This window comes from Pseudomonas sp. HD57-3 (genome assembly GCF_056113135.1).
On the sequence record NZ_CM148568.1, the window covers coordinates 5,005,175 to 5,031,886 of the forward strand.

28 protein-coding genes are annotated in these 26,712 nt (G+C 61.1%); 2 read left to right on the forward strand and 26 right to left on the reverse strand.

Features of this window, described 5'->3' with window-relative positions:
* Window positions 1-61 precede the first annotated feature (61 nt).
* The 15 genes from AC0R79_RS22560 to AC0R79_RS22630 all read right to left on the reverse strand — a co-directional run bounded on the left by AC0R79_RS22560 (window position 62) and on the right by AC0R79_RS22630 (window position 12,325).
* Complete coding sequence (locus AC0R79_RS22560; protein ID WP_007950807.1) at window positions 62-1,030, reverse strand: GTP 3',8-cyclase MoaA; 969 nt, start codon at window positions 1,028-1,030, stop codon at window positions 62-64.
* 138 nt (window positions 1,031-1,168) lie between these two features.
* Entirely contained in the window at window positions 1,169-1,807 is a 639-nt protein-coding gene (locus tag AC0R79_RS22565; protein ID WP_007950805.1) for a TetR/AcrR family transcriptional regulator, read from the reverse strand.
* Between the two features lie 341 nt (window positions 1,808-2,148).
* A complete protein-coding gene (locus AC0R79_RS22570) occupies window positions 2,149-2,934 on the reverse strand; it encodes a TatD family hydrolase (RefSeq protein ID WP_474731745.1) in 786 nt (261 codons plus the stop codon).
* Between the two features lie 15 nt (window positions 2,935-2,949).
* A complete protein-coding gene (locus tag AC0R79_RS22575) occupies window positions 2,950-3,306 on the reverse strand; it encodes a PilZ domain-containing protein (protein ID WP_039770657.1) in 357 nt (118 codons plus the stop codon).
* A 42-nt stretch (window positions 3,307-3,348) separates the two neighbouring features.
* Window positions 3,349-4,332 carry a DNA polymerase III subunit delta' gene (locus AC0R79_RS22580; protein ID WP_474731746.1) on the reverse strand — a complete coding sequence of 328 codons (984 nt, stop codon included), beginning with the start codon at window positions 4,330-4,332 and terminating at the stop codon, window positions 3,349-3,351.
* Window positions 4,325-4,957, reverse strand: a complete 633-nt coding sequence (gene tmk, locus AC0R79_RS22585; protein ID WP_007950797.1) for a dTMP kinase — start codon at window positions 4,955-4,957, stop codon at window positions 4,325-4,327. The genes AC0R79_RS22580 and tmk overlap by 8 nt, the downstream gene beginning before the upstream one ends.
* 19 nt (window positions 4,958-4,976) lie before the next feature.
* Window positions 4,977-6,158 carry an endolytic transglycosylase MltG gene (mltG, locus tag AC0R79_RS22590; protein WP_262193522.1) on the reverse strand — a complete coding sequence of 394 codons (1,182 nt, stop codon included), beginning with the start codon at window positions 6,156-6,158 and terminating at the stop codon, window positions 4,977-4,979.
* Window positions 6,159-6,161: 3 nt separating this feature from the next.
* Window positions 6,162-6,977, reverse strand: coding sequence for an aminodeoxychorismate lyase (gene pabC / locus AC0R79_RS22595; protein WP_474731747.1), 816 nt, complete (start codon window positions 6,975-6,977; stop codon window positions 6,162-6,164).
* Window positions 6,977-8,221, reverse strand: coding sequence for a beta-ketoacyl-ACP synthase II (gene fabF, locus AC0R79_RS22600; protein ID WP_007908259.1), 1,245 nt, complete (start codon window positions 8,219-8,221; stop codon window positions 6,977-6,979). Before fabF ends, pabC begins: the two co-directional genes overlap by 1 nt.
* A 108-nt stretch (window positions 8,222-8,329) precedes the next feature.
* The gene (acpP, locus tag AC0R79_RS22605) at window positions 8,330-8,566 is read right to left on the reverse strand and encodes an acyl carrier protein (protein ID WP_003175607.1); all 237 of its coding nucleotides are present in this window, start codon (window positions 8,564-8,566) and stop codon (window positions 8,330-8,332) included.
* Window positions 8,567-8,762: 196 nt separating this feature from the next.
* Window positions 8,763-9,506: a 3-oxoacyl-ACP reductase FabG gene (gene fabG / locus AC0R79_RS22610; RefSeq protein WP_007950790.1), complete on the reverse strand. Its 744-nt coding sequence runs from the start codon at window positions 9,504-9,506 to the stop codon at window positions 8,763-8,765.
* A gap of 16 nt (window positions 9,507-9,522) precedes the next feature.
* On the reverse strand, window positions 9,523-10,461 hold the full coding sequence (fabD, locus tag AC0R79_RS22615) for an ACP S-malonyltransferase (RefSeq protein ID WP_007950787.1): 939 nt from the start codon (window positions 10,459-10,461) through the stop codon (window positions 9,523-9,525).
* 125 nt (window positions 10,462-10,586) lie between these two features.
* Window positions 10,587-11,597 (reverse strand): phosphate acyltransferase PlsX, encoded by a 1,011-nt coding sequence (gene plsX, locus AC0R79_RS22620; RefSeq protein ID WP_074688106.1) that lies wholly within the window; start codon window positions 11,595-11,597, stop codon window positions 10,587-10,589.
* A 4-nt stretch (window positions 11,598-11,601) separates the two neighbouring features.
* On the reverse strand, window positions 11,602-11,784 hold the full coding sequence (gene rpmF / locus AC0R79_RS22625; protein ID WP_003179396.1) for a 50S ribosomal protein L32: 183 nt from the start codon (window positions 11,782-11,784) through the stop codon (window positions 11,602-11,604).
* 13 nt (window positions 11,785-11,797) lie between these two features.
* A complete protein-coding gene (locus AC0R79_RS22630) occupies window positions 11,798-12,325 on the reverse strand; it encodes a YceD family protein (RefSeq protein ID WP_003204262.1) in 528 nt (175 codons plus the stop codon).
* A 106-nt stretch (window positions 12,326-12,431) separates the two neighbouring features.
* Here AC0R79_RS22630 and AC0R79_RS22635 point away from each other — a divergent pair, with 106 nt between their 5' ends.
* Window positions 12,432-13,010, forward strand: coding sequence for a Maf family protein (locus tag AC0R79_RS22635; protein WP_474731748.1), 579 nt, complete (start codon window positions 12,432-12,434; stop codon window positions 13,008-13,010).
* 47 nt (window positions 13,011-13,057) lie between these two features.
* On the opposite strand, the gene AC0R79_RS22640 is transcribed toward AC0R79_RS22635, so the two are convergent.
* The 3 genes from AC0R79_RS22640 to rluC are packed head-to-tail and all read right to left on the reverse strand — an operon-like array spanning window position 13,058 to window position 15,683.
* Entirely contained in the window at window positions 13,058-14,047 is a 990-nt protein-coding gene (locus AC0R79_RS22640) for a S49 family peptidase (RefSeq protein WP_085607331.1), read from the reverse strand.
* Window positions 14,048-14,071: 24 nt separating this feature from the next.
* Window positions 14,072-14,734, reverse strand: a complete 663-nt coding sequence (locus tag AC0R79_RS22645) for an HAD-IA family hydrolase (protein WP_474731749.1) — start codon at window positions 14,732-14,734, stop codon at window positions 14,072-14,074.
* Complete coding sequence (gene rluC / locus AC0R79_RS22650; protein ID WP_007950779.1) at window positions 14,721-15,683, reverse strand: 23S rRNA pseudouridine(955/2504/2580) synthase RluC; 963 nt, start codon at window positions 15,681-15,683, stop codon at window positions 14,721-14,723. The genes AC0R79_RS22645 and rluC overlap by 14 nt, the downstream gene beginning before the upstream one ends.
* Window positions 15,684-16,382: 699 nt before the next feature.
* On the opposite strand from rluC, the gene rne reads away from it, so the two are divergent.
* The gene (gene rne / locus AC0R79_RS22655) at window positions 16,383-19,607 is read left to right on the forward strand and encodes a ribonuclease E (RefSeq protein WP_163976118.1); all 3,225 of its coding nucleotides are present in this window, start codon (window positions 16,383-16,385) and stop codon (window positions 19,605-19,607) included.
* 67 nt (window positions 19,608-19,674) lie between these two features.
* Here rne and AC0R79_RS22660 read toward each other — a convergent pair whose 3' ends face one another.
* From AC0R79_RS22660 to AC0R79_RS22695, 8 genes are all read right to left on the reverse strand, one after another.
* Window positions 19,675-20,271, reverse strand: a complete 597-nt coding sequence (locus AC0R79_RS22660; RefSeq protein ID WP_103386990.1) for a nucleotidyltransferase family protein — start codon at window positions 20,269-20,271, stop codon at window positions 19,675-19,677.
* On the reverse strand, window positions 20,268-21,248 hold the full coding sequence (locus AC0R79_RS22665) for an XdhC family protein (RefSeq protein WP_474731751.1): 981 nt from the start codon (window positions 21,246-21,248) through the stop codon (window positions 20,268-20,270). The genes AC0R79_RS22660 and AC0R79_RS22665 overlap by 4 nt, the downstream gene beginning before the upstream one ends.
* Entirely contained in the window at window positions 21,248-23,569 is a 2,322-nt protein-coding gene (locus tag AC0R79_RS22670) for a xanthine dehydrogenase family protein molybdopterin-binding subunit (RefSeq protein WP_474731752.1), read from the reverse strand. Before AC0R79_RS22670 ends, AC0R79_RS22665 begins: the two co-directional genes overlap by 1 nt.
* Window positions 23,566-24,036, reverse strand: a complete 471-nt coding sequence (locus AC0R79_RS22675; RefSeq protein WP_039770687.1) for a (2Fe-2S)-binding protein — start codon at window positions 24,034-24,036, stop codon at window positions 23,566-23,568. The genes AC0R79_RS22670 and AC0R79_RS22675 overlap by 4 nt, the downstream gene beginning before the upstream one ends.
* Before the next feature lie 246 nt (window positions 24,037-24,282).
* Complete coding sequence (gene murB, locus AC0R79_RS22680; RefSeq protein ID WP_474731754.1) at window positions 24,283-25,302, reverse strand: UDP-N-acetylmuramate dehydrogenase; 1,020 nt, start codon at window positions 25,300-25,302, stop codon at window positions 24,283-24,285.
* Window positions 25,299-25,763 carry a low molecular weight protein-tyrosine-phosphatase gene (locus AC0R79_RS22685; RefSeq protein ID WP_007950772.1) on the reverse strand — a complete coding sequence of 155 codons (465 nt, stop codon included), beginning with the start codon at window positions 25,761-25,763 and terminating at the stop codon, window positions 25,299-25,301. Before AC0R79_RS22685 ends, murB begins: the two co-directional genes overlap by 4 nt.
* Window positions 25,763-26,527, reverse strand: coding sequence for a 3-deoxy-manno-octulosonate cytidylyltransferase (gene kdsB, locus AC0R79_RS22690; protein WP_474731755.1), 765 nt, complete (start codon window positions 26,525-26,527; stop codon window positions 25,763-25,765). The genes AC0R79_RS22685 and kdsB overlap by 1 nt, the downstream gene beginning before the upstream one ends.
* Complete coding sequence (locus AC0R79_RS22695) at window positions 26,524-26,709, reverse strand: Trm112 family protein (RefSeq protein ID WP_003174668.1); 186 nt, start codon at window positions 26,707-26,709, stop codon at window positions 26,524-26,526. The genes kdsB and AC0R79_RS22695 overlap by 4 nt, the downstream gene beginning before the upstream one ends.
* Window positions 26,710-26,712: the final 3 nt, after the last annotated feature.

Below are 26,712 nucleotides of genomic sequence, written 5' to 3' on the forward strand. Positions count from 1 at the left end.
GCCAGTCCTTGGAAATGTGCAGGTATCCGCTTTGAAATAAGACTTCGTGGCTAAACCGGACTCAGCCGCCGATGATCTTCATGACGGTTGCGCCGCCGGAGAACGCGACTTCCTGCTTGTCGCCGAGCGCCTTGACCAGCAATCGTTGCAACGCCGGCAGCGCCTCGTGACGCGGCTTGTCGAGCAGATCACCGACGTAGTGGCGGTTGCTCGACGACAGGCAGCCATGCAGCCATCCGGTGGACGACAGCCGCAGGCGCGAGCAGGTTCGGCAGAACGGCACGCTTTCGTTGGCGATCACGCCGAAGTTGCCCCGACCGGGAATCGCATAGCGAACCGCCGTGGCGTCCACCGGCGCGTCGGTTTGCGCGTACTCGTAATGTTCGCCGATCAGGCTCAGCAGCTGTTGCAGGCTGACGAACTGTTGCAGGAAGGCGTTGGAATCAGTGGCCAGATGGCCCATGCGCATCAGCTCGATGAAGCGCAGTTCGAAGCCGCGTTCAAGGCAGTAATCGAGCAGCGGCATTACCTGGTCGAGGTTCTGCCCGCGCAACGGCACCATGTTGACCTTGATCTTCATCCCCGCCGCGGCCGCTTGATCCATGCCATCCAGCACGGTGGCCAGATCGCCGCCACGGGCGATGCTGCGGAACGCGCCGGCGTCCAGGGTATCGAGGGAAACGTTGATGCGTCGCAGGCCGGCATCGACCAGCAGCGGGAGTTTTTTCGCCAGGAGCTGGCCGTTGGTGGTCAGGCTGATGTCTTCCAGCCCCATCTTGCCAACGGCGCTCATGAAAGATTCGAGCTTGGGGCTGACCAGCGGCTCGCCGCCGGTGATGCGCAGGCGCTCGATGCCGGCGGCTTCGATAAGATAGGCCACGCCACGTGCCATGGCCTCGGCCGACAATTCATCCTGCGCAGCCACCAGCCGCTTGCCGTTGGGCACGCAGTAGGTACAGGCGTAATTGCAGGCTGAAGTCAGACTGATCCGCAAATTGCGAAAACGCCTGCCTTGACGGTCAACGATCATGAAGCACTCCGGCGATGGAAAATCGAGCGGCTAAAACTTGACTCACAATTCAAGTTTTAGCAAGCCCTATGCCTGAGTATATTCCTGCGGTACTGCGCCATGTAGCGAAAAACACGGCGCATAAGGCGACTGAATGATTCAGCTGCTTGGCGTTTCAGGGTCGCGCTTGCGCTTGTTGCCCATGCGCACGCCGATATCCATCAGGAACTGGAAGAAACCTTCCTGATCTTCCAGCACATTGCTCCAGAACGGCGAGTGATACAGCGCCACCGCGCCGTGCACCAGCGCCCAGGATGCGCAGTAGTGGAAGTACGGCGGCACGTCTTCGAGCTTGCCTTCGCTGATGCGGCCCTTGATGAGCAGCGTCAGGCGTTCGAAGTTCGAGGCACGGATCTTGTGCAGCTCCTCGACCATCTCGGGCACCTGATTGCCCTTGACCACCTTCTCTTCCAGGCGATCGAACAGGCGATAGCGCTGCGGGTCGCGCATGCGGAATTCAAAGTAGGCACGGGACAGCGCTTCCTTGTCCTTGTCGACATCGGCCGAGTGCAACAGCTCGTTCAAATCGCGCTCGTAATCGAGCATCAGGCGCAGATAGATTTCGGCCTTGGACTTGAAGTGCTTGTAGATCGTGCCTTTGCCGATACCCACGGCATCAGCAATCATCTCGACGGTGACACTGTCTTCACCTTGTTCGAGGAACAGCTTGAGCGCGGTATCGAGAATTTCTTGCTCGCGGCGACGAAACTCACGGACCTTACGAGGTTCTTTGTGCATAAGAAAAGGTCTGTAGGGGTCAAAATTCGAAGCCGCGTATTATGCCTAACTTGCGCAAAAATGCACGGATCATCCGACCATATCTGTGTTTCTTGTTCATTTCACGAACGTTTCGGGGGGAATGAGAACATAACCGAAGCGAACGTATTCCAAATTTGTTTAAAAACCCCTGCTGGCCAACTGGACTCGGCGCCAGACTGATCAATACTTGAACTGTCGGGCGACATCTCCCCCAAGTGTCGCGCCGGTAAAGGTACCAAGGGACCGCGTGCCTTTGTTTTACTCCTAATGGTCTTAACCCGGATTCACCCCCCAGAACCCGGGTTTTTTTTGCCTGCGATTCAGGCTTTTACATTCGCCAGCGGAAACAGTCGCTTGAAATTCTCGGTGGTCTGCTCGGCAAAACGCTCGTAGTTCTCGCCGCGCAGCATCGCCAGAAACTCTGCCACTTCCCGCACGTATTGCGGCAGGTTCGGTTTGCCGCGATACGGGATCGGCGCCAGGTACGGTGAATCGGTTTCTACCAACAGGCGATCGACCGGAACCTTGCTCGCTACATCGCGCAGCGCATCGGCATTGCGGAAGGTGACGATGCCCGACAGGGAAATGTAATAACCCATGTCCAGCGCTGCCTTGGCCATGTCCCAGTCTTCGGTGAAGCAATGCAGCACACCGGCCTGGGGCAACGCGGCTTCGCGCAACAACTCGAGCGTGTCGGCACGGGCGCCACGGGTGTGGATGATCACCGGTTTGCCGGTCTGCTGCGCGGCTTGCAGGTGCAGACGGAACGATTCCTGCTGCAACTCGGCGGCTTCCGGCTCGTAGTGATAGTCCAGACCGGTTTCACCGATCGCCACCACTTTCGGGTGATTGAGCTCATGCAGCAGCCAGTCCAGCGCCGGCGCCGCGCCCGGCTGCACATCCAGCGGATGCACGCCGACCGAACAATCGACATCGTCGTAACGCTCGGCCAAGGCTTTGACGTCGGCCGCGTTGTCGGCGCTGACGCCAATGCACAGGAAATGCCTGACGCCGCGTTCGCGGGCCGCATCCAGAGCGGCATCCAGGGAACCGTCGTGAGCGGCGAGGTCGAGGCGATCAAGGTGACAATGGGAATCTACGAGCATAAAAAGGACTGCAACTTACATCGTATGAGTGGGACGGTCGGATTTCAGGGCTCCGGCCAGATGAGTTTCGATGCGACTGCGCGCGGTGTTGTCGCCATCGTTGAATTGCACGCCGACGCCGGCCGCGCGGTTGCCCTGCGCGCCTTTGGGGGTGATCCAGGCGACTTTGCCGGCCACCGGAATCTTCTCCGCCTCGTCCATCAGGTTCAGCAGCATGAACACCTCGTCGCCCAACTTGTAGTTCTTGTTGGTCGGGATGAACAGGCCGCCGTTCTTGATGAACGGCATGTAGGCAGCGTAAAGGACCGACTTGTCCTTGATGGTCAGGGACAAGATGCCGTTACGCGGCCCCGGGCTGACAGGTTCATTCATGTTGACCTCCACTGCTGATGTTCAGAGTCTAGGTACACATTCTTATCTTTGACCAGGCAAGCTCGCCCATTGCACCAACAACGCTTCCAGCAGCAACGCCGCATTGAGGTTGGCCTTGCTCAGGACTTTCTGGCGCTGGGCGAGAATCCAGTCCTGGATATCGAGCACTTTAGCCTGGGCACTTTTCTGCGCCAGATATTGCACGACCTTGCGCATGTCGGTCAGGCCGAGACCCGATTCATCCTGGGTCAATTGATAGCGCAGGATCAGGCTCGACCAGTCGCAGAACCAGTCGAACAGCCGCAGCATCGGAATGTTTTTCCACTCCTCGGCCAGTTGCGTCGGCGATTGCTGCTGTTTGAGCAGCTTCTTCACGCCTTCCACAACCTGAGCGCGCTGTTCACGCACGCCCTGCCCCTGCAACGTGACGGCGGCCAACGGCGAGCCGGCGGCAAGAGTCAACAGTTCGACCCGTTCGTCTTCGGAACATTCCGGCAATGCCTGAGCCAGCCATTGCTGGCTCATAGCCTCGCTCGGCAGCGGACAGGCCTGCTGCACGCAGCGGCTCTTGATGGTCGGCAACAACCGGCTCGGCTGGTGGCTGACCAGCAACAGCACGGTATCGCCGGACGGCTCTTCAAGGCTCTTGAGCAAGGCGTTGGCGGCGTTGATGTTCATCGACTCCACCGGTTCGATCAGCACCACCTTGCGCCCGCCCAGTTGTGCGGTCTGCACCACGAAACTGACCAGATCGCGCACCTGGTCGACCTTGATCGCCTTGTCCGCTTCTTCCGGTTCGAGGATGTAATTGTCCGGGTGGCTGCCGGCCTTGAGCAGCAGGCAGGATTTGCACTCGCCGCAGGCTTCAGGCGTCGGACGCTGGCACAGCAGGCTGGCCATCAGCCGCTCGGCCAGCGCGCGTTTGCCGATACCAGCCGGGCCATGCAAAAGATAAGCGTGGGCGTGCTGAGTGCGACCGGCCAGTTGCTGCCAGAGGCTGTCCTGCCACGGATAGGCCTCAGCCACGGCTCAACTCCAGCAAGTTGGGAATCAGCGTATCCAGCGATTGTTGAACCTTGGCCAACGGCTGACCGGCGTCGATCCGCACGTAACGCGCCGGATCGGCTTCGGCGCGCTTGAGGAACGCACTGCGCACGGCCTCGAAAAACTCACGGCCTTCCAGCTCGAAACGATCCAGACGACCGCGGGCGCTGGCGCGGGCCAGGCCGATTTCCACCGGCAGATCGAAAATCAGCGTCAGGTCGGGACGCAAATCGCCCTGCACGAAAGTCTCCAGCGCCGCGATGCGCTCCAGCGACAAGCCGCGACCGCCGCCCTGATAGGCGTAAGTCGAATCGGTGAAACGATCACACAGCACGACCGCACCACGGGCCAGCGCCGGGCGAATGACCTCAGCCAGATGCTGGGCACGGGCGGCGAACACCAGCAACAACTCGGTGTCCGGGTTCATCACTTCGTCGACCGGGGCCAGCAACACCTCACGAATGCGCTCGGCCAGCGGCGTACCGCCGGGCTCGCGGGTCAGCACCACTTCGATACCGGCGGCGCGCAGGCGCTCGGCGAGGTATTCGCGGTTGGTGCTTTTGCCGGCGCCTTCCGGGCCTTCCAGGGTAATAAACAAGCCAGTCACAGGCAGTCCTTAATCAAAGTCATTGCGTGTTTTGGGGAGCGGACGCTTCCGGTTCCGGCGTCGGCGCAGGCTCTTGAGCAGGCGGCTGCGGCAACGATTCCGGTGCGGTATCGGGCGAAGCGGCAGGAATCGCCTCCTCGGCTGCCGGAGCGGCCTCGGGCGCGGTCGCCGGCGCCGGGCTCGAACGGTAATCCGCGCGCCGCTTGAGCTGGTACTCGCGCACCGCGTTGTTGTGCGCATCCAGATCATCGGAGAACACATGGCTGCCATCGCCACGGGCAACAAAGTAGAGGCTGGTGCCATCCACCGGGTTGAGTGCGGCGTGAATGGCTTCACGTCCGACCATGGCGATCGGCGTCGGCGGCAAGCCGGGAATCATGTACGTGTTGTACGGCGTGGCTTCCTTGAGATGCGCACGAGTCAGTTTGCCGTTGTAGCGGTCACCCAGGCCGTAGATCACCGTCGGATCGGTCTGCAACTGCATGCCCAGCGCCATGCGCCGCACGAAGACGCCGGCAATCTGGCCACGCTCCTGAGGCACGCCGGTTTCCTTCTCCACCAGCGACGCCATGATCAGCGCCTGATAGGGCTCGGTGTAAGGCACGTCGGCGGAGCGTTTTTCCCACTCCTTGGCCAGCACTTCGTCGAGGCGGTCGAAAGCCTTTTTCAGCAGTTCGGTATCGGTCACACCGCGCACGAAGCGGTAGGTATCGGGGAAGAAGCGGCCTTCAGGGAACAGGCCCTTGTGGCCGATTTTGGCCATCACATCACTGTCGCTCAGGCCGTTGAGGGTCTGCTCGATCTTTTCATCTTTGGCCAGCGCGGCGCGCACTTGATGGAAATTCCAGCCTTCGACCAGGGTCAGGCTGTACTGAACCACATCGCCGCGCTTCCACAGGTCGATCAGGCCGTTGACGGTCATGCCCGGCTGCATGCGGTATTCACCGCTGTGAATCGGCGTGCCGGCGAGGTTGAAACGCCAATAGACCCGCAGCCAGAACGCGTCCTTGATGACGCCGTCGGCTTCGAGTCCAAGAAAAGTACGGGTCGGGGTGGATCCCTTGGGCACATCCAGCAGTTCTTCCTGCGTGATGTTCAGGGGCTGTTCCAGTGCCGAATGAATCTTCCAGGCGCTGGCGCCCAACAGCAGCCCTGCCAGAACCAGTCCGGTTTCCAGCAGCAGCAAAAGTTTACGTCTCACGAATCAGGCATCCAGTAGCGCGCGGGCAATGGTTTGCAGTTTACGGGTGAGCGGGCCAACCGGCCAGCTCAGAGCAGCACAGGCGCGTACCGGCCAGACGCCATACACGCTGTTGCAGACAAAGACTTCATCGGCCCATTGCAGCTGTTCGAGGGGGATGTCGGTGATTTGCACGGGAATGCCCAGGGACTCGGCCTGAAACAATATTTCTGCGCGCATCACACCAGCCACGCCGCAGCGTTTCAGGTCCGCCGTGATCAGCACACCGTCACGCACCAGGAACAGATTGCTGAACACGCCTTCGATCACCCGACCGGCCTGGTCGAGCATCAAACCTTCGGCATGCTCAGTGTCCTGCCATTCGGCGCGGGCAATAACCTGTTCCAGTCGATTGAGGTGTTTGAGCCCGGCAAGCAACGGCTGCCTGGACAGGCGCGTGCTGCACGGAAACAGGCGAACGCCCTGCTCGGCGTGGGCCGCTGGATAAGCGGCGGGAGGATTGCCTTGCAGAATGCGTCGGCCCTGCGCCGAAGGATCCGGCGCATAACCGCGCAATCCGTCGCCACGGGTGAGGATGAGTTTGAGCACGCCCTCGCCCATCGCGGCGGCATAGGATTGCAGCTCATGGCGAACCCGTTCGATGTCGGCTGCGATGGCCAGACGCGCACAGCCATCGGCCAGTCGCGTCAGATGCCGATCCAGCAGCAACGGCTGACCGCCACGCACGGCGATGGTCTCGAACAGACCGTCGCCGTAAGCCAGGCCGCGATCTTTCAGCGACAGAGCGTCAGCCGGCAGACCGTCGACCCAGCAGTCCATCAGCCGGCGAACCGACGGAACGCCAACGTGCCGTTGGTGCCGCCAAACCCGAACGAGTTGGACAGCACGACATCGATATCCATGTTGCGCGCGGTATGCGGCACGAAATCGAGATCGCAGCCTTCGTCCGGCTCATCGAGGTTGATGGTTGGCGGCGCCACCTGGCTGTTGATCGCCAGCACGCTGAAGATCGCCTCGACCGCGCCCGCCGCACCCAGCAGGTGACCGGTCATGGACTTGGTGGAGCTGACCGCCAGCTTGTAGGCGTGATCACCGAACACCGACTTGATCGCGTTGGCTTCAGCGAGGTCGCCGGCCGGGGTCGAAGTGCCGTGGGCATTGATGTACTGCACTTGATCAACGTTGATCTTCGCATCGCGCAGCGCATTGGTGATGCAGCGTGCAGCACCGGCGCCGTCGGCAGGTGGCGAAGTCATGTGGAAGGCGTCGCCACTGGTGCCGAAACCGATCAATTCGGCGTAGATGGTCGCGCCACGGGCCTTGGCGTGCTCGAGCTCTTCGAGCACCAGGGCACCGGCGCCGTCGGACAGCACGAAGCCGTCACGGCCCTTGTCCCACGGACGGCTGGCGCGGGTCGGCTCGTCGTTGCGGGTCGACAGCGCACGGGAAGCACCGAAGCCGCCCATGCCCAGACCGCACGCAGCCATCTCGGCACCGCCGGCAATCATCACGTCGGCTTCGTCGTACATGATGTTGCGCGCCGCCATGCCGATGCAGTGCGTACCGGTGGTACACGCTGTGGCGATGGCGTAGTTAGGCCCCTGTGCACCCAAATGGATGGACAGGAAACCGGAAATCATATTGATGATCGAGCCAGGCACAAAGAACGGAGAAATCCGGCGCGGGCCAGTCTCGTGCAGGGTGCGGCTGGTTTCTTCGATGTTGGTCAGACCGCCGATACCCGAACCCATGGCCACGCCAATGCGTTCACGGTTGGCATCGGTGACTTCCAGACCGGCATTGCGTACGGCTTGAAAGCCGGCCGCCAGACCGTACTGAATGAACAGGTCGAGCTTGCGCGCTTCCTTGACCGACAGGTATTCCTCGACATTGAAGCCCTTTACCGAGCCGCCAAAGCGGGTGGAATAGGCAGAAAGGTCGGTGTGTTCGATCAGACCAATGCCACTGCGGCCAGCCAGAATGCCCTGCCAACTGCTCGGCACATCCGTGCCCAGTGGCGACAACATACCCATACCGGTGACTACGACGCGTCTACGCGACACAGCACTCTCCTTTTTCAAATGACGACTTTGCATCAGGCCTAAAGAAAAAACCGCACGCCATGATGGCAGTGCGGTTTTTCCATGACAGCAAGCAACGATTACAAACTATTACGCCTGGTGGCTAGTAACGTAGTCGATTGCAGCTTGTACAGTAGTGATCTTCTCAGCTTCTTCGTCAGGGATTTCGGTCTCGAATTCCTCTTCCAGAGCCATCACCAGCTCAACGGTGTCAAGGGAGTCGGCACCCAGGTCTTCTACGAAGGAAGCGGTGTTGACCACTTCTTCTTCTTTAACACCCAGTTGCTCGGCAACGATTTTCTTGACGCGCTCTTCGATGGTGCTCATACCTTGTTTTCACTCCTAATGGACAAATTCAGGCAGCTGGCCAGTGGGTAAGTGTATAGAAAGACTTTTCAGCTTTTCAACTGAAAGCTTCACTCCTCAAACCCTGCGGCCCTCTGCCTATAAATAGATTGCAGCTTTATAACGGATTTTAGACAGCTCGTATGACATTTTTTTGAAGCAATCCGTCACATTTGAATTACATGTACATCCCGCCGTTAACCGGGATTGTAGCCCCGGTCACGTATGCCGCACCGTCGGATGCAAGAAAAGCGACCACGGACGCGATCTCTTGAGCTTGTCCCAGACGGCCCAGCGGAATCTGCGTCTGCAAGGCTTCACGCTGTGCTTCAGGCAGCTCGCGAGTCATATCGGTGTCGATGAACCCTGGGGTCACCGAGTTGACCGTAATCGAACGCGAACCGACTTCACGCGCCATTGCACGGCTGAAACCTTCCAGACCGGCCTTGGCGGCTGCATAGTTTACTTGGCCAGCGTTGCCCATGGCACCCACCACCGAGCCAATACTGATAATTCGGCCCCAACGCGCCTTGGTCATGCCGCGCAGAACGCCCTTGGACAGGCGATACAGACTGTTCAGGTTGGTATCGATCACGTCGTACCACTCGTCGTCTTTCATGCGCATCATCAGGTTATCGCGGGTGATGCCGGCATTGTTGACCAGAATCGCCACCGGAGCACCGAACTGCTCCTGGATGCTCGCCAGCACTTTGGTGACCGATTCGTCGCTGGTGACGTTCAGTTCGAAACCTGCGCCCTGGATGCCGTTTTCCTTCAGGGTCGCAGCAATACGCTCGGCGCCCGAAGCGGAAGTCGCGGTGCCAACAACGATGGCGCCCTGACGACCCAGTTCCAGTGCAATAGCCTGGCCAATGCCACGGCTTGCGCCGGTGACCAGTGCAACTTTACCTTGCAGACTCATGCAAGCTTCTCCTGATTCAGACAGCCGCTGCGCGAGCAGCAGCGAAAGCGTCTGGGGTATTGAGGTTGGAAGTCGAAACGCCTTCGGCGCAACGTTTGTTCAGACCGGCCAGCACCTTGCCAGGACCGCACTCGACCAGGTTGGTCGCGCCTTTGGCGGCCAAAGTCTGTACGGACTCGACCCAGCGGACCGGCTTGTAGAGTTGCTCCAGCAGATCACGCTTGAGGGTTTCCAGATCCGCCGGCACCTGGGCGCTGACGTTCTGTACCACAGGGATCTGCGGCGCCTGCCAGTCGATGGCAGCGATCGATTCGGCGAAACGCTCGGCAGCCGGGCGCATCAGCTCGCAGTGCGACGGCACGCTGACCGGCAGCGGCATGGCGCGCTTGGCGCCACGGGCCTTGCAGCCTTCGATGGCGCGCTCGACGGCAGCCTTGGCACCGGCGATCACCACCTGACCCGGGGAGTTGAAGTTCACCGCGCTGACCACTTCGCCTTGCGCCGCTTCGGCACAGGCAGCAAGAACATCGGCATCTTCCAGACCGAGGATGGCAGCCATGCCGCCCTGCCCGGCCGGAACGGCTTCCTGCATCAACTGGCCACGGCGCTCGACGAGTTTTACCGCGTCCGCCAGGCTCAGGCTGCCGGCAGCGACCAGCGCGCTGTATTCGCCCAGGCTGTGACCGGCAACGAAGGCCGGACGCGCACCGCCTTCCGCCAGCCACAGACGCCACAGGGCGATCGAAGCGGTCAGAATGGCCGGTTGGGTTTTGTCGGTTTGATTGAGCAGCTCTTCCGGGCCCTGCTGGGTCAGCGCCCACAGGTCGTAGCCCAGAGCATCGGATGCTTCTTTGAAAGTTTCGAGGATCAGTGGATGTTGCGCGCCCAGCTCGGCCAGCATGCCGAGGGACTGCGAACCCTGTCCTGGAAAGACGAATGCGAGGGAAGCAGACATGTAACAAGCCCCTAATGATCTTGTCGTCGGAAAAATGGCATCCCGCTAGAGGGACGCAAGAAACTGACAGTTGGATGGCCCTTTGAACCGGGCGGTCACATTTAAGCATTGTCCGACGAAAACGCCTAAGACAACAAATCCTCCAGACGGCCGTGCAGGCGTTCGGGAAGATTCTCCTGAATCTCGATCAGCGCTCGCTGAATCGCACTTTGAAACCCCTGAACCCCGGCCGAACCGTGACTTTTCACGACAATGCCCTGCAAACCGAGGAAGCTTGCGCCATTGTGTCGCGCCGGTGCCAGATCTGCCTGCAGACGCTTCATCAATGGCAGCGCCAGAGCGCCGACAGCGCGGGAGGCGAGATTTTTCTTGAACAAGGCCTCGATGCGCGCAGCGATCATGGTCGCCAGACCTTCGCTGGACTTGAGCAGGATATTGCCGACGAAACCGTCGCAAACCACTACGTCCGCCTCGCCGCGATACAAGCCGTCGCCTTCGATGAAACCGATGTAATTGATGCCCCGAGCAGCCTGCAGCAACGTCGCAGCCAGCTTGACCTGCTGATTGCCCTTGATGTCTTCGGTACCGATATTCAGCAGCGCGACACGCGGACGGGCAATGCCCAGGGTTTGCGCCGCCACCGACCCCATCACGGCAAACTGCAACAGATGCTCGGCGCTGCAATCGACGTTGGCGCCCAGATCGAGCAACTGGCAATAGCCCTTCTGGGTAGGGATCGCGGCGACCATGGCCGGACGATCAATCCCCGGCAGAGTCTTGAGCACAAATCGCGACAGGGCCATCAGAGCACCGGTATTGCCGGCACTGACACAGGCCTGAACCTTGCCGTCACGCAGCAATTCGAGGGCGACACGCATCGACGAGTCCGGCTTGCCACGCAGGGCCTGGGCAGGTTTTTCGTCCATGGTGATGACTTCGGACGCCGGAACAATCGTCAGGCGCGCGCGATCGGCAGCCGATTGGCCGGTGATCAGTTCTTCAAGAAGGGAGGGTTGACCGACGAGGGTCAGGTGCAGCGAGGGCGTAGCAGAAAGGCAAGCAAGGCTGGCCTGAACAATGCTGCGGGGACCGAAGTCCCCGCCCATTGCGTCAATCGCGATGACTTGAGCGGACAAGTGATTACTCGTCAGCGCCCTTGTCGATCACTTTACGGCCACGGTATACGCCTTCTGGCGATACGTGGTGACGCAGGTGAACTTCACCAGTGGTTTTTTCTACAGACAGGGTGCTAGCCTCGAGAGCGTCGTGCGAACGGCGCATGTCACGGGCAGAGCGGGATTTTTTGTTCTGCTGAACAGCCATAATTGATTAACTCCTAAACGTTTGGGTCACGCTTTAACTGCGCCAATACACTGAACGGGTTGGACCGCGTTACCTCGTCCTCGCTCGGTTCGGGCTCATCTGCTCCCGCCGGCTGCTGGCATTCTTCCGGATGATGAGCAGGCACAATGGGCAAGGCGAGCAGAAGCTCCTCCTCGATCAGTGACTGCAGATCCAATGGATCTTCGCCCAGTTCCAGCACGTCATAACCTTTCGGTAACGACTGGGTATTCGCACCCTCCTTCACTACAGCGTAACTGCATTCGCTGTGGATCGGCAGGGTGACCAGCTCAAGACAACGCTGGCAAACCATTTTGACTTCGGTGTCGATAAAGCTGTGGATCACCACAGATTTACGTTCATCTCGTTCAAAAACGAATTTTGCCTGCACCGTACCGACATCGTCGGAAAGCGGGTCGCAGAGTCTCTTCAAATCGGCCAGCAGCAGTTCACCTTGAAGGGTGGTGCCACGGTCAGCCAATTTGCGCGGGTCAACGTGAGGTGGAATCGGGTCATTCAACATAGGCGCAGCATTATAGGGATGCACCCACCCATGTCAAAGGAAATTGTGCCCTGTCCGTCACTTGCGCGGCTCCGCTAGAATCTGTCGCCTGCCTCTGGAGATGCGAATGCTGCCTTTATTACTCGCTTCAAGCTCGACCTATCGTCGGGAATTGCTCAGCCGCCTGCGCCTGCCGTTCGTCTGCAGCTCGCCGGATATCGATGAAAGCCATCGCCCGGACGAGTCGGCAATCGAGCTGGTCAAGCGCCTCGCCGAACAAAAGGCCCAAGCTTTGGCCGACAGCCACCCTGCTCATCTGATCATCGGCTCCGACCAGGTTGCGGTACTCGGCGAGCGCATCATCGGCAAGCCGCACACCTTCGAAAACGCCCGCGAACAACTGATGGCCGCCAGCGGCGCCAGCGTGACCTTCCTCACCGGCCTGGCCCTGCTCAACAGCCAGACCGGCCACTGCCAGGTCGACTGCGTGCCTTTCACCGTGCACATGCGCGTACTGGACCAGGCCCGCGTCGAGCGCTACCTGCGCGCCGAGCAGCCCTACGACTGCGCCGGCAGCTTCAAGGCCGAAGGACTGGGCGTGAGCCTGTTTCAATCCACCGAAGGCCCGGACGCTACCAGCCTGATCGGCCTGCCACTGATTCGCCTGATCGACATGCTGTTGACGGAAGGCGTACAGATTCCCTGACCCACAAAAAACCGGCCCTAAGGCCGGTTTTTTCTTGCAGCATTCGATCAGCGCAACGACGGGCCATTGAAACCCATCCACATTGCCAATTTCTCGGCAACGCTGGCACCGAGCTTCTTCGAGAAGCGGTCGAACGGCGATTCCTGAACGGTGAAGTCCACCAGTTCCTTTTCGCCAATCACATCACGCGCCACCGAACTGGCATTGCCCAGACCATCGATCAGCCCCAATGGCAGCGCCTGCTCGCCAGACCAGACCAGCCCGGAGAACAGCTCCGGATGCTCTTTGTCTTTCAAGCGATCGCCACGCCCCTGCTTGACGCTATTGATGAACTGCTTGTGCGTGGTATCCAGCACACTTTGCCAGAACGCCGTCTCTTCCGGCTTTTGCGGCTGGAACGGATCGAGGAACGCCTTGTGCTCGCCGGAAGTGTAAGTGCGACGCTCGACGCCAAGCTTCTCCATGGTACCGACAAACCCGTAACCGGCCGCCGTCACACCAATGGAGCCCACCAGACTGGCCTTGTCGGCATAGATCTGATCAGCAGCACTGGCGATGTAATAGGCACCGGAAGCGCCCAAATCGGAAATCACCGCGTACAGCCTGGTGTCAGGATGCAGGCCGCGCAGACGCTTGATCTCGTCATACACATAACCCGACTGCACCGGACTGCCGCCCGGGCTGTTGATGCGCAGGATTACGCCTTTAACCTTCTTGTCCTCGAACGCCGCGCGCAGGCTGCCGACGATGTTGTCAGCGCTGGCAGGCTCTTTGTCGGCGATCATGCCGGTGACGTCGATCAACGCGGTGTAGTTGGAGCTGCGCGTAGCGCTTTTCTCCATATCCATCAACGGCGTGAACAGGATCAGCGCAACAAACAGATAAACAAAGGTCAGCAACTTGAAGAAGATGCCCCAGCGCCGCGAACGACGCTGCTCCTGCACGCCGGCCAGCAGAGTCTTTTCCAGCAGCTTCCAGCTTTTCGCATCACCGTCGTCGGCAGTTGCCTTGGCCGGTGCTTTCCATTCGTCGGTCATGCCATCCACCCCAGCAAAAACGTATTAAGCCTGCTGCCCCAGCCAGGCGTGCAATTCGGAAAAATGGTCGATCGACAGTCGCGGCTCGAACTGCTGCAGAGATTCGATCGATTGCGCGCCATAACTGACCGCCACCGAATCCATCCCCGCATTGCGCGCCATCAGCAGATCGAAGGACGAATCGCCGACCATCAGCGCCTGCTCGGCACGCACACCGCAATGCGCAAGGATCTGCTCCAGCATCATAGGGTGCGGCTTGCTTGCAGTTTCATCGGCAGCGCGGGTGATATCGAAATAATCTTCCCAGCCATTGGCCTTGAGCACCCGATCCAGCCCGCGACGATTCTTGCCGGTCGCGACAGCCAGGTGATAGCCCTGCTCGCGAAAAGACGCCATCGACTCGACTACACCTTCGAACAACGGCGAAGGCACCGCTTCTGCAGCGATGTAGTGATCGGCGTAATACTCGCGAAACAAGGTCATCTCGACATCGCTGATTTCCGGATACAAGGTGCGGATCGCCTCGGGCAAGCCCAGACCGATGATGCCTTTGACGGCAAAATCATCACGCAACTCGAAACCTGAACGCCCGGATGCCGAGTGCATTGCCTCGACAATCCGATGAATGGAATCGGCCAGAGTGCCGTCCCAATCGAAAATCAGCAGTTTGTAATCAGATGGGCGCACTCAATCGCTCCACAGTCTTGGCCCACATTTCATCGACCGGTGCCTGCAACTTGAGTTCACCGCCATCTGGCAGCGGCACGGTCAGCATGTAGGCGTGCAGAAACAGGCGCTTGCCGCCCAGATCACGGATTTCCTTACTGAAACCGTCATCGCCGTATTTGGTGTCACCCGCAATGCAATGCCCGGCGTGCAACGTGTGAACGCGGATCTGGTGCGTGCGACCGGTGATCGGCTTGGCTTCGATCAGAGTGGCAAAATCGCCGAAGCGACGCAGGACCTTGAACACGGTCACAGACTCCTTGCCCTCCTCCTCGTCGACCTCGACCATGCGCTCACCGGAGCGCAGATTGCTCTTGCCGAGAGCCGCACGGACTTGCTTGATCGAGGTTGCCCAGTTGCCACGAACCAGTGCCATGTAGCGCTTGTCGACACCATCACCGCGCAACGCGGCATGCAAGTGACGCAACATGCTGCGCTTCTTGGCGATCATCAGCAGGCCGGAGGTATCACGATCGAGACGGTGAACCAGCTCGAGCTCCTTGGCATCGGGACGCAACTGACGAAAGGCTTCGATAACGCCGTAATTCAGGCCGCTGCCACCGTGAACCGCAATGCCGGCGGGCTTGTTGATCACGATCAGGGCCTTGTCTTCGTAGACAATCGAGGCTTCCAGGCGCTGCAACAGGCCTTGGGCCAAAGGCACCGGTTCGTCACGCTCAGGCACGCGCACGGGTGGCACGCGCACGATGTCGCCGGCCTGCAGCTTGTATTCGGGCTTGATCCGACCTTTGTTCACACGCACTTCGCCTTTGCGCAAAATGCGGTAAATCAAGGTCTTGGGCACGCCTTTGAGCCGGGCGAGGAGGAAATTGTCGATTCGTTGGCCGGCATATTCCGGCGAGACCTCAAGCAGTTGAACGCCTGGAGTCGAAGGGGCAGTAGTCGTCATGGCGCCGATGATAACAATTTTTTATGGAATTGAAGCACTTAATCATTGCTGCTATAGTCGCGAACGCCGCCAAAAGCGGCCTGGACAGCGGAACCACGGTCAAAAACCGGCCCTGACCAACGCAATTCACCAGGACGCGAGGCCGTCCTACGGGGCTTTTGCTACGTAACGGTGGAGTTTGCAGCTGTAACAAGCGCAGGTGACATGAGGCCTGAATCACGCCGCAAAGCAGAGTTTTGACTCGCCACGCGAGCCATATTCACGGCCAGTTCACAAAGTGCAGTCAGCCGCGGATGACCCCGAGCGAAGACTCCGGAAACACCGCCTGAATTAGCCATGATGCGTGACCTCCCCTTTCGGAGCTCACGGTAAATGCCAACCCGCTGCGGATTCTGCGCGCGGCAGCACCCGAATTATCAGGGATACGTGTAGGGTGGAGATGCACAACCGCTGGACTGTGTAGCAACAGGTTTTATCAAGACGCTTCATCTCGTCCACAGCCACCGGTTGATTCCTCCTCCTGACTGAGTGCTTAAGTAGCCACAGCAAGCAGGACGCGTACGTCGCGATAACGGCCCAATTGGCCGGACATCGCTGGACACGGGAATGGCCAACCACTCCCGACGCACCTGACACCGACCGTGAGAAGTCGTGTGTGCCGAACGCCGTTTCCGGCAGCCCGGAAACCGACGGTACTACATGAAAAGAATGCTGATTAACGCAACTCAACCCGAAGAGTTGCGTGTTGCACTGGTAGATGGCCAGCGCCTCTACGACCTGGACATCGAATCCGGTGCACGCGAGCAGAAAAAGGCCAACATCTATAAAGGCCGCATCACTCGCATCGAACCAAGCCTTGAGGCTGCCTTTGTCGATTTCGGCTCCGAGCGCCACGGCTTCCTGCCCCTCAAAGAAATCTCCCGCGAATACTTCAAGAAAGCCCCTGAAGGCCGCGTCAACATCAAGGACGTCCTGAGCGAAGGCCAGGAAGTCATCGTTCAGGTCGAAAAAGAAGAACGTGGCAACAAGGGCGCAGCCCTGACCACCTTCATCAGCCTGGCCGGTCGTTACCTCGTTCTGATGCCGAACAACCCGCGTGCCGGCGGCATCTCCCGTCGCATCGAAGGCGAAGAGCGCAACGAACTGCGTGAAGCGCTGAACGGTCTGGTGGCTCCGGCCGACATGGGTCTGATCGTGCGCACTGCCGGCCTTGGCCGCAGCAGCGAAGAAATGCAGTGGGACCTCGATTACCTGCTGCAACTCTGGACCGCCATCAAAGAAGCCTCGCTGGATCGTTCCGCGCCATTCCTGATCTACCAGGAAAGCAACGTGATCATCCGCGCCATCCGCGATTACCTGCGCCAGGACATCGGCGAAGTGCTGATCGACAGCGTTGAAGCCCAGGACGAAGCCCTGACCTTCATCCGCCAGGTGATGCCGCAGTACGCCAGCAAGATCAAGCTGTACGAAGACAGCGTTCCGCTGTTCAACCGTTTCCAGATCGAAAGCCAGATCGAGACCGCTTTCCAGCGCGTCGTCGAACTGCCGTCCGGCGGCTCCATCGTCATCGATCCGACCGAAGCCCTGGTGTCCATCGACATCAACTCGGCGCGCGCCACCAAAGGCAGCGACATCGAAGAAACCGCCCTGCAGACCAACCTTGAAGCGGCTGAAGAAATCGCCCGTCAGTTGCGCCTGCGCGACATCGGCGGCCTGATCGTCATCGACTTCATCGACATGACCCCTGCCAAGAACCAGCGCGCCGTGGAAGAGAAAGTCCGCGAATGCCTGGAAGCCGACCGCGCCCGTGTGCAGATCGGTCGCATCTCGCGCTTCGGCCTGCTGGAAATGTCCCGTCAGCGCCTGCGTCCTTCGCTCGGCGAAAGCAGCGGCATCGTCTGCCCGCGCTGCAGCGGCACCGGCATCATCCGTGACGTCGAATCGCTGTCCCTGGCGATCCTGCGCCTGATCGAAGAAGAAGCCCTGAAAGACCGCACCGCCGAAGTTCGCGCTCAAGTGCCGATCCCGGTGGCCGCGTTCCTGCTCAACGAAAAACGCAACTCGATCACCAAGATCGAACTGCGCACCCGCGCCCGCATCGTCATCCTGCCGAACGATCACCTCGAAACCCCGCATTTCGAAGTTCAGCGTCTGCGTGACGACAGCCCGGAAGCCGCGACCAACCAGTCCAGCTACGAAATCGCTGCCGCTGCCGCCGATGTCGAAGACGTCCAGCCAGCCGCCGCGACCCGCACCCTGGTTCGCCAGGAAGCCGCGGTCAAGACTGCTCCGGCCCGCGCCAACGCTCCGGTTCCGACCGAAGTCGCCGCGCCAGCCCCGGCACCTGCTCCGGTTGCCGCGCCAGAGCCAAGCCTGTTCAAAGGCCTGGTGAAGTCGCTGGTCAGCCTGTTCGCCACCAAGGAAGAGCCAGTTGCTCCGGTTGTGGTTGAAAAACCAGCCACCGAGCGTCCGGCCCGCAACGAAGAGCGTCGCAACGGTCGTCAGCAGAGCCGCAACCGTAACGGTCGCCGCGATGAAGAACGCAAGCCGCGCGAAGAGCGTGCACCGCGTGAAGAGCGCGCACCACGTGAGCCGCGTGAAGAGCGTCAGCCGCGCGAACCACGTGAAGTCCGCGAGCCACGCGAATCCCGTGACGAAGCACCGGTAGCCCGCGAAGAACGCGCACCACGCGCCCCTCGTGAAGAACGTGCACCACGTGCTCCGCGCGAAGATCGCAAGCCGCGTGGCGAGCGTGAAGAACGCGTACGTGAACTGCGCGAGCCGCTGGATGCCGCTCCGGCCGTTGCTGCCGCCGCCACCGCTGAAGAGCGTCCGGCCCGTCAGCCACGTGAAGAGCGTGCGCCACGTCCTCCGCGTGAAGAGCGTCAACCGCGTGCCGAACAGGCCGCTGCTGCCGTCGCTGAAGAAGAAATCACCACCAACGAAGAGCAACTGCCGGAAGACGGTTCGGAGAACGCCGAAGGCGATCGTCCACGCCGCCGCTCCCGTGGTCAGCGTCGTCGCAGCAACCGTCGCGAGCGTCAGCGTGATGCCAACGGCAACGTGATCGAAGGTTCGGAAGAGTCAGAGTCCGGCGAAAACGCTCAAGCGCCAAGCACTGCCGATCTGGCCGCTGGCCTGGCTGTGACCGCTGCTGTTGCCAGCACCGTGATCAGCGCTCCAGCTGAAGCTCAGGCCCACGAGCAAGCTGAACGCGCTACCGCTGCAACACTGGAAACTGCTCCAGTAGAAGCGCCGGTTGTTGAAGCCACCACTCCGGTCGTAGCACCTGCTGCTCCGGAAGTCGAAGTAGCTCCGGCTCGCGAAGCTCAGCCTCAGGTTGAAGTCGCTGCCGAACCAGCTGTGTCCTTTGAAGCGCCAGCCGTCGCTGAACAGTCGGTTGTCGAAACCGTCGCTGAAACCGTGACCGAAACCGTGCGTGAAGTTCGCGAAGAACAGACCGCGTTCAACTGGGTCGCCGAGCCGGCTGTCACTGAAACACCAGCGCCAGTGGTTGAAGCGCCTGTTGTTGAAGAAGCCAAGGCTGCCGAGCCAGTAGTTGTTGCTGAACCGGCACCGGTCGTTGAAGCCCCTGTGGTTGAAGCGCCAGTAGTAGCCGAAGCACCAGCGCCAGTGGTTGAAGCTGCTCCGGTCAGCGCCCTGACCCCAAGCGGGCGCGCGCCGAACGACCCGCGCGAAGTGCGTCGTCGCAAGCGTGAAGAAGAGCGTCTGCAGAAGGAAGCCGAGCTGGCTGCCGCCGCTGCTGCTCCAGCTGCCGACGTGGTCGAGGCGGCTCCTGCCCCGGTCGCTGAGGAAGTTGCCGTTGAAGCCGTGATTGCCGAAGCACCACGCTCCGTTCAGGAAGCGGTCGAGCAACACGAAGAGGCCCAGGAAAAAGAACACGAGCCTAAACCCCTCGTCTGATTCCAAAAGCCACTAAAAAGCCCCGCTTGGTGATCCAGGCGGGGCTTTTTTATATCTCAAGGTTTTATCAGGATGGCGGGAACACCAGCGCATCCGGTACATCGATATCCCACACCACACCCGGGTCATCCACCGCGACTTCAATCACCCGTCCTTGGGCAAACAGCGGTCTGGCGCCCCGGTCACCGGACAAAGCCATCAGCCCTGCGGCGAACGAGCGGCCAAACCCGACCGGATGCCCATAATCACCGTTCAACGTCGGTACGCTGACCGCATCCTCGGCCATCGCCGCCACGACCCGCTCAATACTCGACGGCAGGATGAACGGCATGTCGCCCAGCACAATCAGCCAGCCATCGGCTTCCGGGCAAGCCGCCACACCCGCCGCGATGCTGTCGCCCATTCCCGTGGACTCGATCGAGATAATGTCACACCCGTAGGCCTGCGCCATGCGCATCGCCTGCGGTCGCGCCTGGGTCGTCACCAGCACTCGCTTGTCGAGACTCGCCGGCAGGTTCACCAACACCTGCTCGATCACCGAACGCACCGCGCCGTCGCGCCCGGTGCAATCAGCCAGCAGCTTGTCCTTGTCGGCACCCGCCACTTCGCGAAAGCGGCTGCCCTCGCCCGCCGCCAGCACAATCACTCCGATGGATCGGCTCATACGCTCTCCAGTGTCTTCTTCTGCTTGAGCTCGACACCATTCTTGATCGCGACGATTTCCGCCAACAGCGACAGGGCGATTTCCGCCGGTGAATGGCTGCCGATATGCAAACCGATCGGCCCGTGCAAACGGGCGATGGCCGCTTCCGACAAGCCTAGCTCAGCCAGATTTTCCCGACGCTTGCGGCTGTTGACCCGTGAGCCGAGTGCGCCGACGTAGAACGCCTTGGAGTCGAGCGCCGTAAGCAACGCCATGTCATCCAGCCGTGGGTCGTGAGTCAGCGCGACAATCGCCGTGCGTTCATCGGTCTGGATATTCAGCACTGCTTCGTCCGGCATGCCGGGGACAAAACGTCCATGCTGCTCTTCCCAGCCATAGACGAACTCGGTGCGCGGATCACAGATCAGTACTTCGAAATCCAGCAATCGCGCCATCTCGGCCACATACCGCGACAACTGCCCGGCGCCGATCAACAGCAGGCGCCAGCGCGGGCCGTAAATGGCACGCAGGGTCTGGCCGTCGAAGCTCAAGATGTCGCTCTTGCCGGCCGCTCGCAACACCACTTCGCCAGTGCCGATATTCAGCTCGCGCGCGACGATTTCATGAGCCTCGCAACGATCCAGCAACTCGGCGACCCACGCTGGATCGCCGACCCGCTCCTCGGTCAGGCGCAGGGTGCCGCCGCATGGCAGGCCGAAGCGCGCGGCCTCTTCCTGTGTCACGCCGTAGGTGATCAACTGCACCGGCGGCCCGTTGGCGGGAATCCGCCCATCGTGAAGCCGGGCGATCAGATCGTCCTCGACGCAACCGCCGGACACCGAGCCAATCACCACGCCATCTTCGCGCAACGCCAGCATCGCGCCGGGCGCCCGGGGCGCGGTGCCCCAAGTCTGCACCACGGTGAACAACACCACCCGCTGCCCGGCACGACGCCATTCGAGCACACTGCGCAGGACATTCAGATCGGCGCTGTCCATCACGCTTGCGCCTTCTGCCAGCCCTGCAACTGGTAGCGCACCGGCAGGTTGCGAATGCGTTGGCCAGTGGCAGCGAAGATCGCATTACACAGAGCCGGCGCAATCGGCGGCACGCCGGGCTCACCGACACCGCCCAACGGCACTTCACCCGGCGGCGTCACCAGATGCACCGCGACTTCCTTCGGCGCCAGCGACATGCGCGCCACTTCATACATATGGAAGTTGTCCTGCTGCACCTTGCCGTCCTTGAAGCTGATTTCGCCCCACACGGCATTGCCCAGGCCCATCACACAGGCGCCTTCGAATTGCGAACGGATCCGCTCGGGGTTGATCTGCGGGCCGCAATCCACGGCGATATCGGCCTTGTGCACGATCAGCGTGCCGTCGTCCTTGACCTCGACTTCGATCACCGCCGCCACGTAGGTGACGAAGCTGTAATGCACGGCCAGCCCCAGGCCACGGCCCTTGGGCAATTGACGCCCCCAACCTGCCGCCTTGGCTGCCGTTTCCAGCACGGTGCGCATGCGCCCGGTGTCGATCGGATAACGCTCGGGGGATTCGCCGTAGTTCCATTCTTCACTGAGCGTGCGCGGGTCGATCTGCCGATCCGGGCCGAGCAGCTTGACCTGGTATTTGAGCGGATCTTCCTTGGCTTTGTGCGCCAGTTCGTCAACGAAGCTCTGGATCGCAAAACCATGGGGAATGTTCGACACCGAGCGATACCAGCCGACTCGCGTATGCACCGTGGCTTCAGGGTTTTCCAGGCGCACGTTGGGAATCGCGTAGGCCATGTTGGTAAAGCCCATGCCCAGCTCGAACGCAGCTTCATGGTTCATGCCCGGCGCAAACAACGCGGTGATGCTCGGCGCCACCGTGCGGTGCAACCAGGCGGACGGCAAACCATCCTTGCCCACACCGGCCTTGAGGTATTCGGCGGACACGGTGTGGAAATACGAATTGTGGATGTCGTCTTCCCGAGTCCACTGCACGCGCACTGCTTTGCCAGGAAATTCCTTGGAGAGCACGGCAGCTTCAACGACGAAGTCCGGTTTCGACTTACGGCCGAAACCACCGCCGAGCAGTGTCACGTTGAAGGTCACGTTATCGAACGGCAGCCCCAGGCGTTCGGCGATGCGCTCGCGGGTGACCTGCGGCGCCTGGCTGGGTGCCCATGCCTCGCAGGTGCCATCCTTGTAACGGGCGATGGCGACCATCGGCTCCATCGGCGCCTGAGCCAGATGCGGCAAGTAATAAGAGGCTTCGAGCGTGCTGGCTGCACTGCCGATCGCTTTGTCGATGTCGCCGGTGTTGCGTACCACTTTGCCCGGTTTCAGCGAAGCGGCTTCGATCTCCTTGCGATAGGCGACCGAGTCATAAGTGGCGTTCGGGCCATCGTCCCACTCGATCTTTAACGCTTCACGCCCCTTCAATGCCGCCCAGGTGTTGCTGGCCACCACGGCCACGCCACCCAACGGCTGGAATTCCGAAGGCAATGGCCGGGGTTCGATCTGGATGACTTTGAGGACGCCCGGCACTTTCAGCGCGGCGCTGTCGTCGACCGACTTGACCTTGCCGCCGTACACCGCCGGACGCGCAATGACCGCGAACAGCATGCCGTCGAAATGCACGTCGGCCCCGTACACCGCGCGACCATTGACGATGTCGGCACCGTCGATGGCCTTGGTGCCTTCCTTGCCGATGTAGCGGAATTCCGACGGTTGCTTGAGCCGCAGGCTGTCACGGGCCGGCACTGTCAGCGCACTGGCCGCAGCGGCCAGCTCACCGTAACCCAGCTCGCGCCCGGACGGTGTGTGAATGACTTTATGCAGTTGCGCGCGGCATTCGCCGACCGGCACCTTCCACTGCGCAGCGGCAGCCTGCTCCAGCATGGTCCGGGCGGCGGCGCCGCAACGGCGCATCGGTTCGTACCAGTGACGCATGCTGCGCGAGCCGTCGGTGTCCTGGTTGCCGAAGCGCACTTCATCACCCGGCGCCTGCTGAACCTTGACGTGCGCCCAGTCGGCTTCCAGTTCATCGGCGACTACCATGGTCAGGCTGGTGCGCACGCCCTGGCCCATTTCCGAACGGTTGCAGACCACGGTCACCGTGCCGTCAGCGGCAATACTGACGTAGACCTTCGGATCGTCGATCCAGCCGTTGGGCATGCCGTCGGCGCCGAACTGCTTCGGCTTGTCTTCGGCCAGCGCATCCTGCCAGCCCCAGCTCGCCGCCAGCACCAGCGCGCCGGTGGCGCCGACGCCCTTGAGGAAGCCCCGGCGACTCAGGTTGCTCAGGGCAAAATCGTTCGGTAGACGGCTCATGCCTTGGCCTCCTTCAGGTGAGTGGATGCCTGACGGATCGCGGTCTTGATCCGGTTGTAGGTGCCGCAACGGCAGATGTTGCCGACCATCGCTTCTTCGATCTGCTCGTCGCTCGGGTTCGGATTGGTCTTGAGCAACGCGGTGGCGGACATGATCTGCCCGCCCTGGCAGTAACCGCATTGGGCCACAGCCGTGTCGAGCCAGGCTTGCTGGACGATCTGACCGACCGGATCGGCATGCAGGTTGTCGATGGTGGTCACGTTCTGCCCGACCACCGAACCGATCGGGGTGATGCAACTGCGCGCCGGCGCGCCGTCGATATGAATGGTGCACGCACCGCACAGGCCCATGCCGCAGCCAAACTTGGTGCCGTTGTAACCGGCGACGTCACGGATCGCCCACAACAGGGGCATGTCCTCGGTGACATCGAGTGGATGGTCTTGACCATTGAGTTTCAGGGTAATCATGGGCACGCCCGCATATTCGTGGAGGTTATGGGGTCGAGCCATCTGCCACCGCAGGGACGGTGGTGGTTCGCGCAGATCGGCTCAGGCTAATCAGGCTCTCTTGTACCGACGGGAACGTCTGCACCGGGCCTTTGGTGGAGCAAATGACTGGTATCGTTAGCTGGCTACGTTAACCCGCGATTAACAAAAAAGCCCTGCACTTTTTAAATAGTGCAGGGCTTTGGGTTCAGCCTTGAAAGCGTAGCCTCAATAGCGATTGGGCTCCATTTCCAGCTCGACATTGAAACGTTCTGAAATGTCTTTCTGGATGCGCTGGGCCAGATCGAGCAATTGCAGCCCGGTCGCCGCGCCGTAGTTGACCAGCACCAGCGCCTGCAATTTATGCACGCCGGCATCCGCTTCACGGAAACCTTTCCAGCCGGCGCGCTCGATCAACCAGCCGGCCGCCAGTTTCATCTGGCCGTCCGGTTGCGCATAAGCCACCAGATCCGGGTGCTGCGCCTTGATCTGTGCGACCACCGCCGCCGACACCAGCGGGTTCTTGAAGAAGCTGCCGGCATTGCCGAGCACCGCCGGATCCGGCAGTTTCTCGCTGCGGATGCTGCAAATCGCTCGACTGACATCCGTCGGCGTCGGCTGCTCGATGCCCTGCTCGGTCAGGCGCTGCCGCACCGGGCCGTATTCCAGGTGCAGATGCGCGACTCGATCCAGCGCGAAGCGCACCCGCAGGATCAGCCAACGCCCCGGCTGCTGCTTGAACACGCTGTCGCGGTAGGCGAAGTTGCACTCTTCCAGGCTGAAGTCGCGCAGCTCGCCGGTCTGGCGATCCAGCGCCGTCAGGCCGGCGAACACATCCTTGATCTCGACACCGTAGGCACCGATGTTCTGCATCGGCGCGGCGCCGACAGTGCCGGGGATCAGACTGAGATTCTCCAGCCCGGAAAAACCCTGCGCCAGCGTGTGCTGCACGAATGGGTGCCACGGCTCGCCTGCTTCGGCTTCGATCACCACACGATTGCCGTCGTCACTGATGACGCGAATGCCACGAGTGGCCATGCGCAGCACCAGCGCCGGGATGTCCGCCGTGAGCAACAGATTGCTGCCGCCACCGATCACCAGCAACGGCACGTCGTGGGAAGTCGCGTAAGCCAGGGCTTCGCGCACATCGGCGTCACTGTGGGCTTCGGCAAACAGCTGCGCGCGAACGTCGACGCCGAAGGTGTTGAAGGGTTTCAGGGAAACCTGCGGCTGTACCTGCAAACTCATAACCGCCCCTTCACTTCGATCAACAGCTGATCGCAGGCACGCTCGATCAGATCCAGCACCTGCTCGAAACCCTGATCGCCGTCGTAATACGGATCCGGCACCTCATCGACCACACCTGCATAGCGGCGCAGGAACAGATCCAGCTCGGCCTTGCCAGTGGACGGTTGCAAGGCCTTGAGGTTGCGCAGGTTGCTGTTGTCCATGGCGAGGATCAGGTCGTAGCTGGCGAAATCGGCGCGGCTGACCTGTTGAGCGCGTTGCGCCGACAGGTCATAACCCCGCAGTTTGGCCGCAGCCTGGCTGCGCTTGTCCGGCGGATTGCCGACGTGCCAGTCGCCGGTGCCGGCGGAGGCCACTTCGACCTGATCCGCCAGCCCCGCTTCACGCAACTTGTGGCGCAACACACCTTCGGCGGTGGGCGAACGGCAGATGTTGCCCAGGCACACGAACAGAACGCGCATCAGGCCTCCAGCAGGCGACGGACGCGCTCGAGGTCTTCGGCGGTGTCGACCCCGGTCGGCGGCGCGATCAACGCGTCAGCCACGTGAATCCGCACGCCGTGCCAGAGGGCACGCAGCTGCTCGAGGGACTCGGTGTTTTCCAGCCAGCACGGGCCCCAGCTCACGAAGTCCTGAAGGAAGCCTGCGCGGTAGGCATAAATGCCGATGTGGCGACGATGCGGCACGCCTTCCGGCAGCACGTCGCGGCTCTTGGCGAACGCATCGCGGGCCCATGGCAGGGTCGCGCGACTGAAGGTCAGCGCCAGACCGTTGAGGTCGCTGACAACCTTGACCACGTTCGGGTTGAACAGGGTTTCCACATCCTCGATCGGCTCGGCCAGGGTGGCCATGCGCGCTTCGGTGTGGGCCGCGAGGTTGGCGGCGACCTGATCGATCACGCTCGGCGGGATCAGCGGCTCGTCACCCTGCACGTTGACCACGATGGCATCCGGCTCCAGACCCAGCTTCGCAGCCACTTCAGCCAGACGATCGGTGCCGGAGTTGTGATCTTCTCGGGTCAGCACCACTTCGGCGCCGAAAGCCTTGCAGGCCTCGACAATGCGCGCATCGTCGGTCGCCACGACCACACGGCTGGCGCTGCTTTTGCTCGCCTGCTCCCAGACGTGCTGGATCATCGGCTTGCCGGCGATATCCAGCAGCGGCTTGCCCGGCAGACGGGTCGAGGCGTATCGCGACGGGATGACAACGGTGAAGGCTGTGGTCATTTATCCAGACGCTCGTCGGTGGTCAGGGTGCGGGCTTCGCTTTCCAGCATGACCGGGATGCCGTCGCGGATCGGGTACGCCAGGCCGGCGCCCTTGCTGATCAGTTCGGTCTTGTCGGCGCTGAGCTTGAGCGGGCCTTTGCAGATCGGGCACGCGAGGATGTCGAGCAATTTGGTGTCCATGAA

Bases quoted from the DNA above. Each gene is read 5' to 3' on its own strand.
- AC0R79_RS22565 (WP_007950805.1), bottom strand. From the start codon at position 1,807: ATGCACAAAGAACCTCGTAAGGTCCGTGAGTTTCGTCGCCGCGAGCAA.
- AC0R79_RS22665 (WP_474731751.1), bottom strand. From the start codon at position 21,248: ATGGACAGCGCCGATCTGAATGTCCTGCGCAGTGTGCTCGAATGGCGT.
- rluC (WP_007950779.1), bottom strand. From the start codon at position 15,683: ATGACGACTACTGCCCCTTCGACTCCAGGCGTTCAACTGCTTGAGGTC.
- AC0R79_RS22570 (WP_474731745.1), bottom strand. From the start codon at position 2,934: ATGCTCGTAGATTCCCATTGTCACCTTGATCGCCTCGACCTCGCCGCT.
- AC0R79_RS22640 (WP_085607331.1), bottom strand. From the start codon at position 14,047: ATGACCGACGAATGGAAAGCACCGGCCAAGGCAACTGCCGACGACGGT.
- AC0R79_RS22630 (WP_003204262.1), bottom strand. From the start codon at position 12,325: ATGTTGAATGACCCGATTCCACCTCACGTTGACCCGCGCAAATTGGCT.
- pabC (WP_474731747.1), bottom strand. From the start codon at position 6,977: ATGGACTGCTGGGTCGACGGTCTGCCGGCTGACGCTCTGTCGCTGAAA.
- AC0R79_RS22660 (WP_103386990.1), bottom strand. From the start codon at position 20,271: ATGAGCCGATCCATCGGAGTGATTGTGCTGGCGGCGGGCGAGGGCAGC.
- AC0R79_RS22670 (WP_474731752.1), bottom strand. From the start codon at position 23,569: ATGAGCCGTCTACCGAACGATTTTGCCCTGAGCAACCTGAGTCGCCGG.
- kdsB (WP_474731755.1), bottom strand. From the start codon at position 26,527: ATGACCACAGCCTTCACCGTTGTCATCCCGTCGCGATACGCCTCGACC.
- fabG (WP_007950790.1), bottom strand. From the start codon at position 9,506: ATGAGTCTGCAAGGTAAAGTTGCACTGGTCACCGGCGCAAGCCGTGGC.
- AC0R79_RS22685 (WP_007950772.1), bottom strand. From the start codon at position 25,763: ATGCGCGTTCTGTTCGTGTGCCTGGGCAACATCTGCCGTTCGCCCACC.
- AC0R79_RS22575 (WP_039770657.1), bottom strand. From the start codon at position 3,306: ATGAATGAACCTGTCAGCCCGGGGCCGCGTAACGGCATCTTGTCCCTG.
- rpmF (WP_003179396.1), bottom strand. From the start codon at position 11,784: ATGGCTGTTCAGCAGAACAAAAAATCCCGCTCTGCCCGTGACATGCGC.
- murB (WP_474731754.1), bottom strand. From the start codon at position 25,302: ATGAGTTTGCAGGTACAGCCGCAGGTTTCCCTGAAACCCTTCAACACC.
- AC0R79_RS22560 (WP_007950807.1), bottom strand. From the start codon at position 1,030: ATGATCGTTGACCGTCAAGGCAGGCGTTTTCGCAATTTGCGGATCAGT.
- AC0R79_RS22635 (WP_474731748.1), top strand. From the start codon at position 12,432: ATGCTGCCTTTATTACTCGCTTCAAGCTCGACCTATCGTCGGGAATTG.
- acpP (WP_003175607.1), bottom strand. From the start codon at position 8,566: ATGAGCACCATCGAAGAGCGCGTCAAGAAAATCGTTGCCGAGCAACTG.
- rne (WP_163976118.1), top strand. From the start codon at position 16,383: ATGAAAAGAATGCTGATTAACGCAACTCAACCCGAAGAGTTGCGTGTT.
- AC0R79_RS22695 (WP_003174668.1), bottom strand. From the start codon at position 26,709: ATGGACACCAAATTGCTCGACATCCTCGCGTGCCCGATCTGCAAAGGC.
- fabD (WP_007950787.1), bottom strand. From the start codon at position 10,461: ATGTCTGCTTCCCTCGCATTCGTCTTTCCAGGACAGGGTTCGCAGTCC.
- AC0R79_RS22675 (WP_039770687.1), bottom strand. From the start codon at position 24,036: ATGATTACCCTGAAACTCAATGGTCAAGACCATCCACTCGATGTCACC.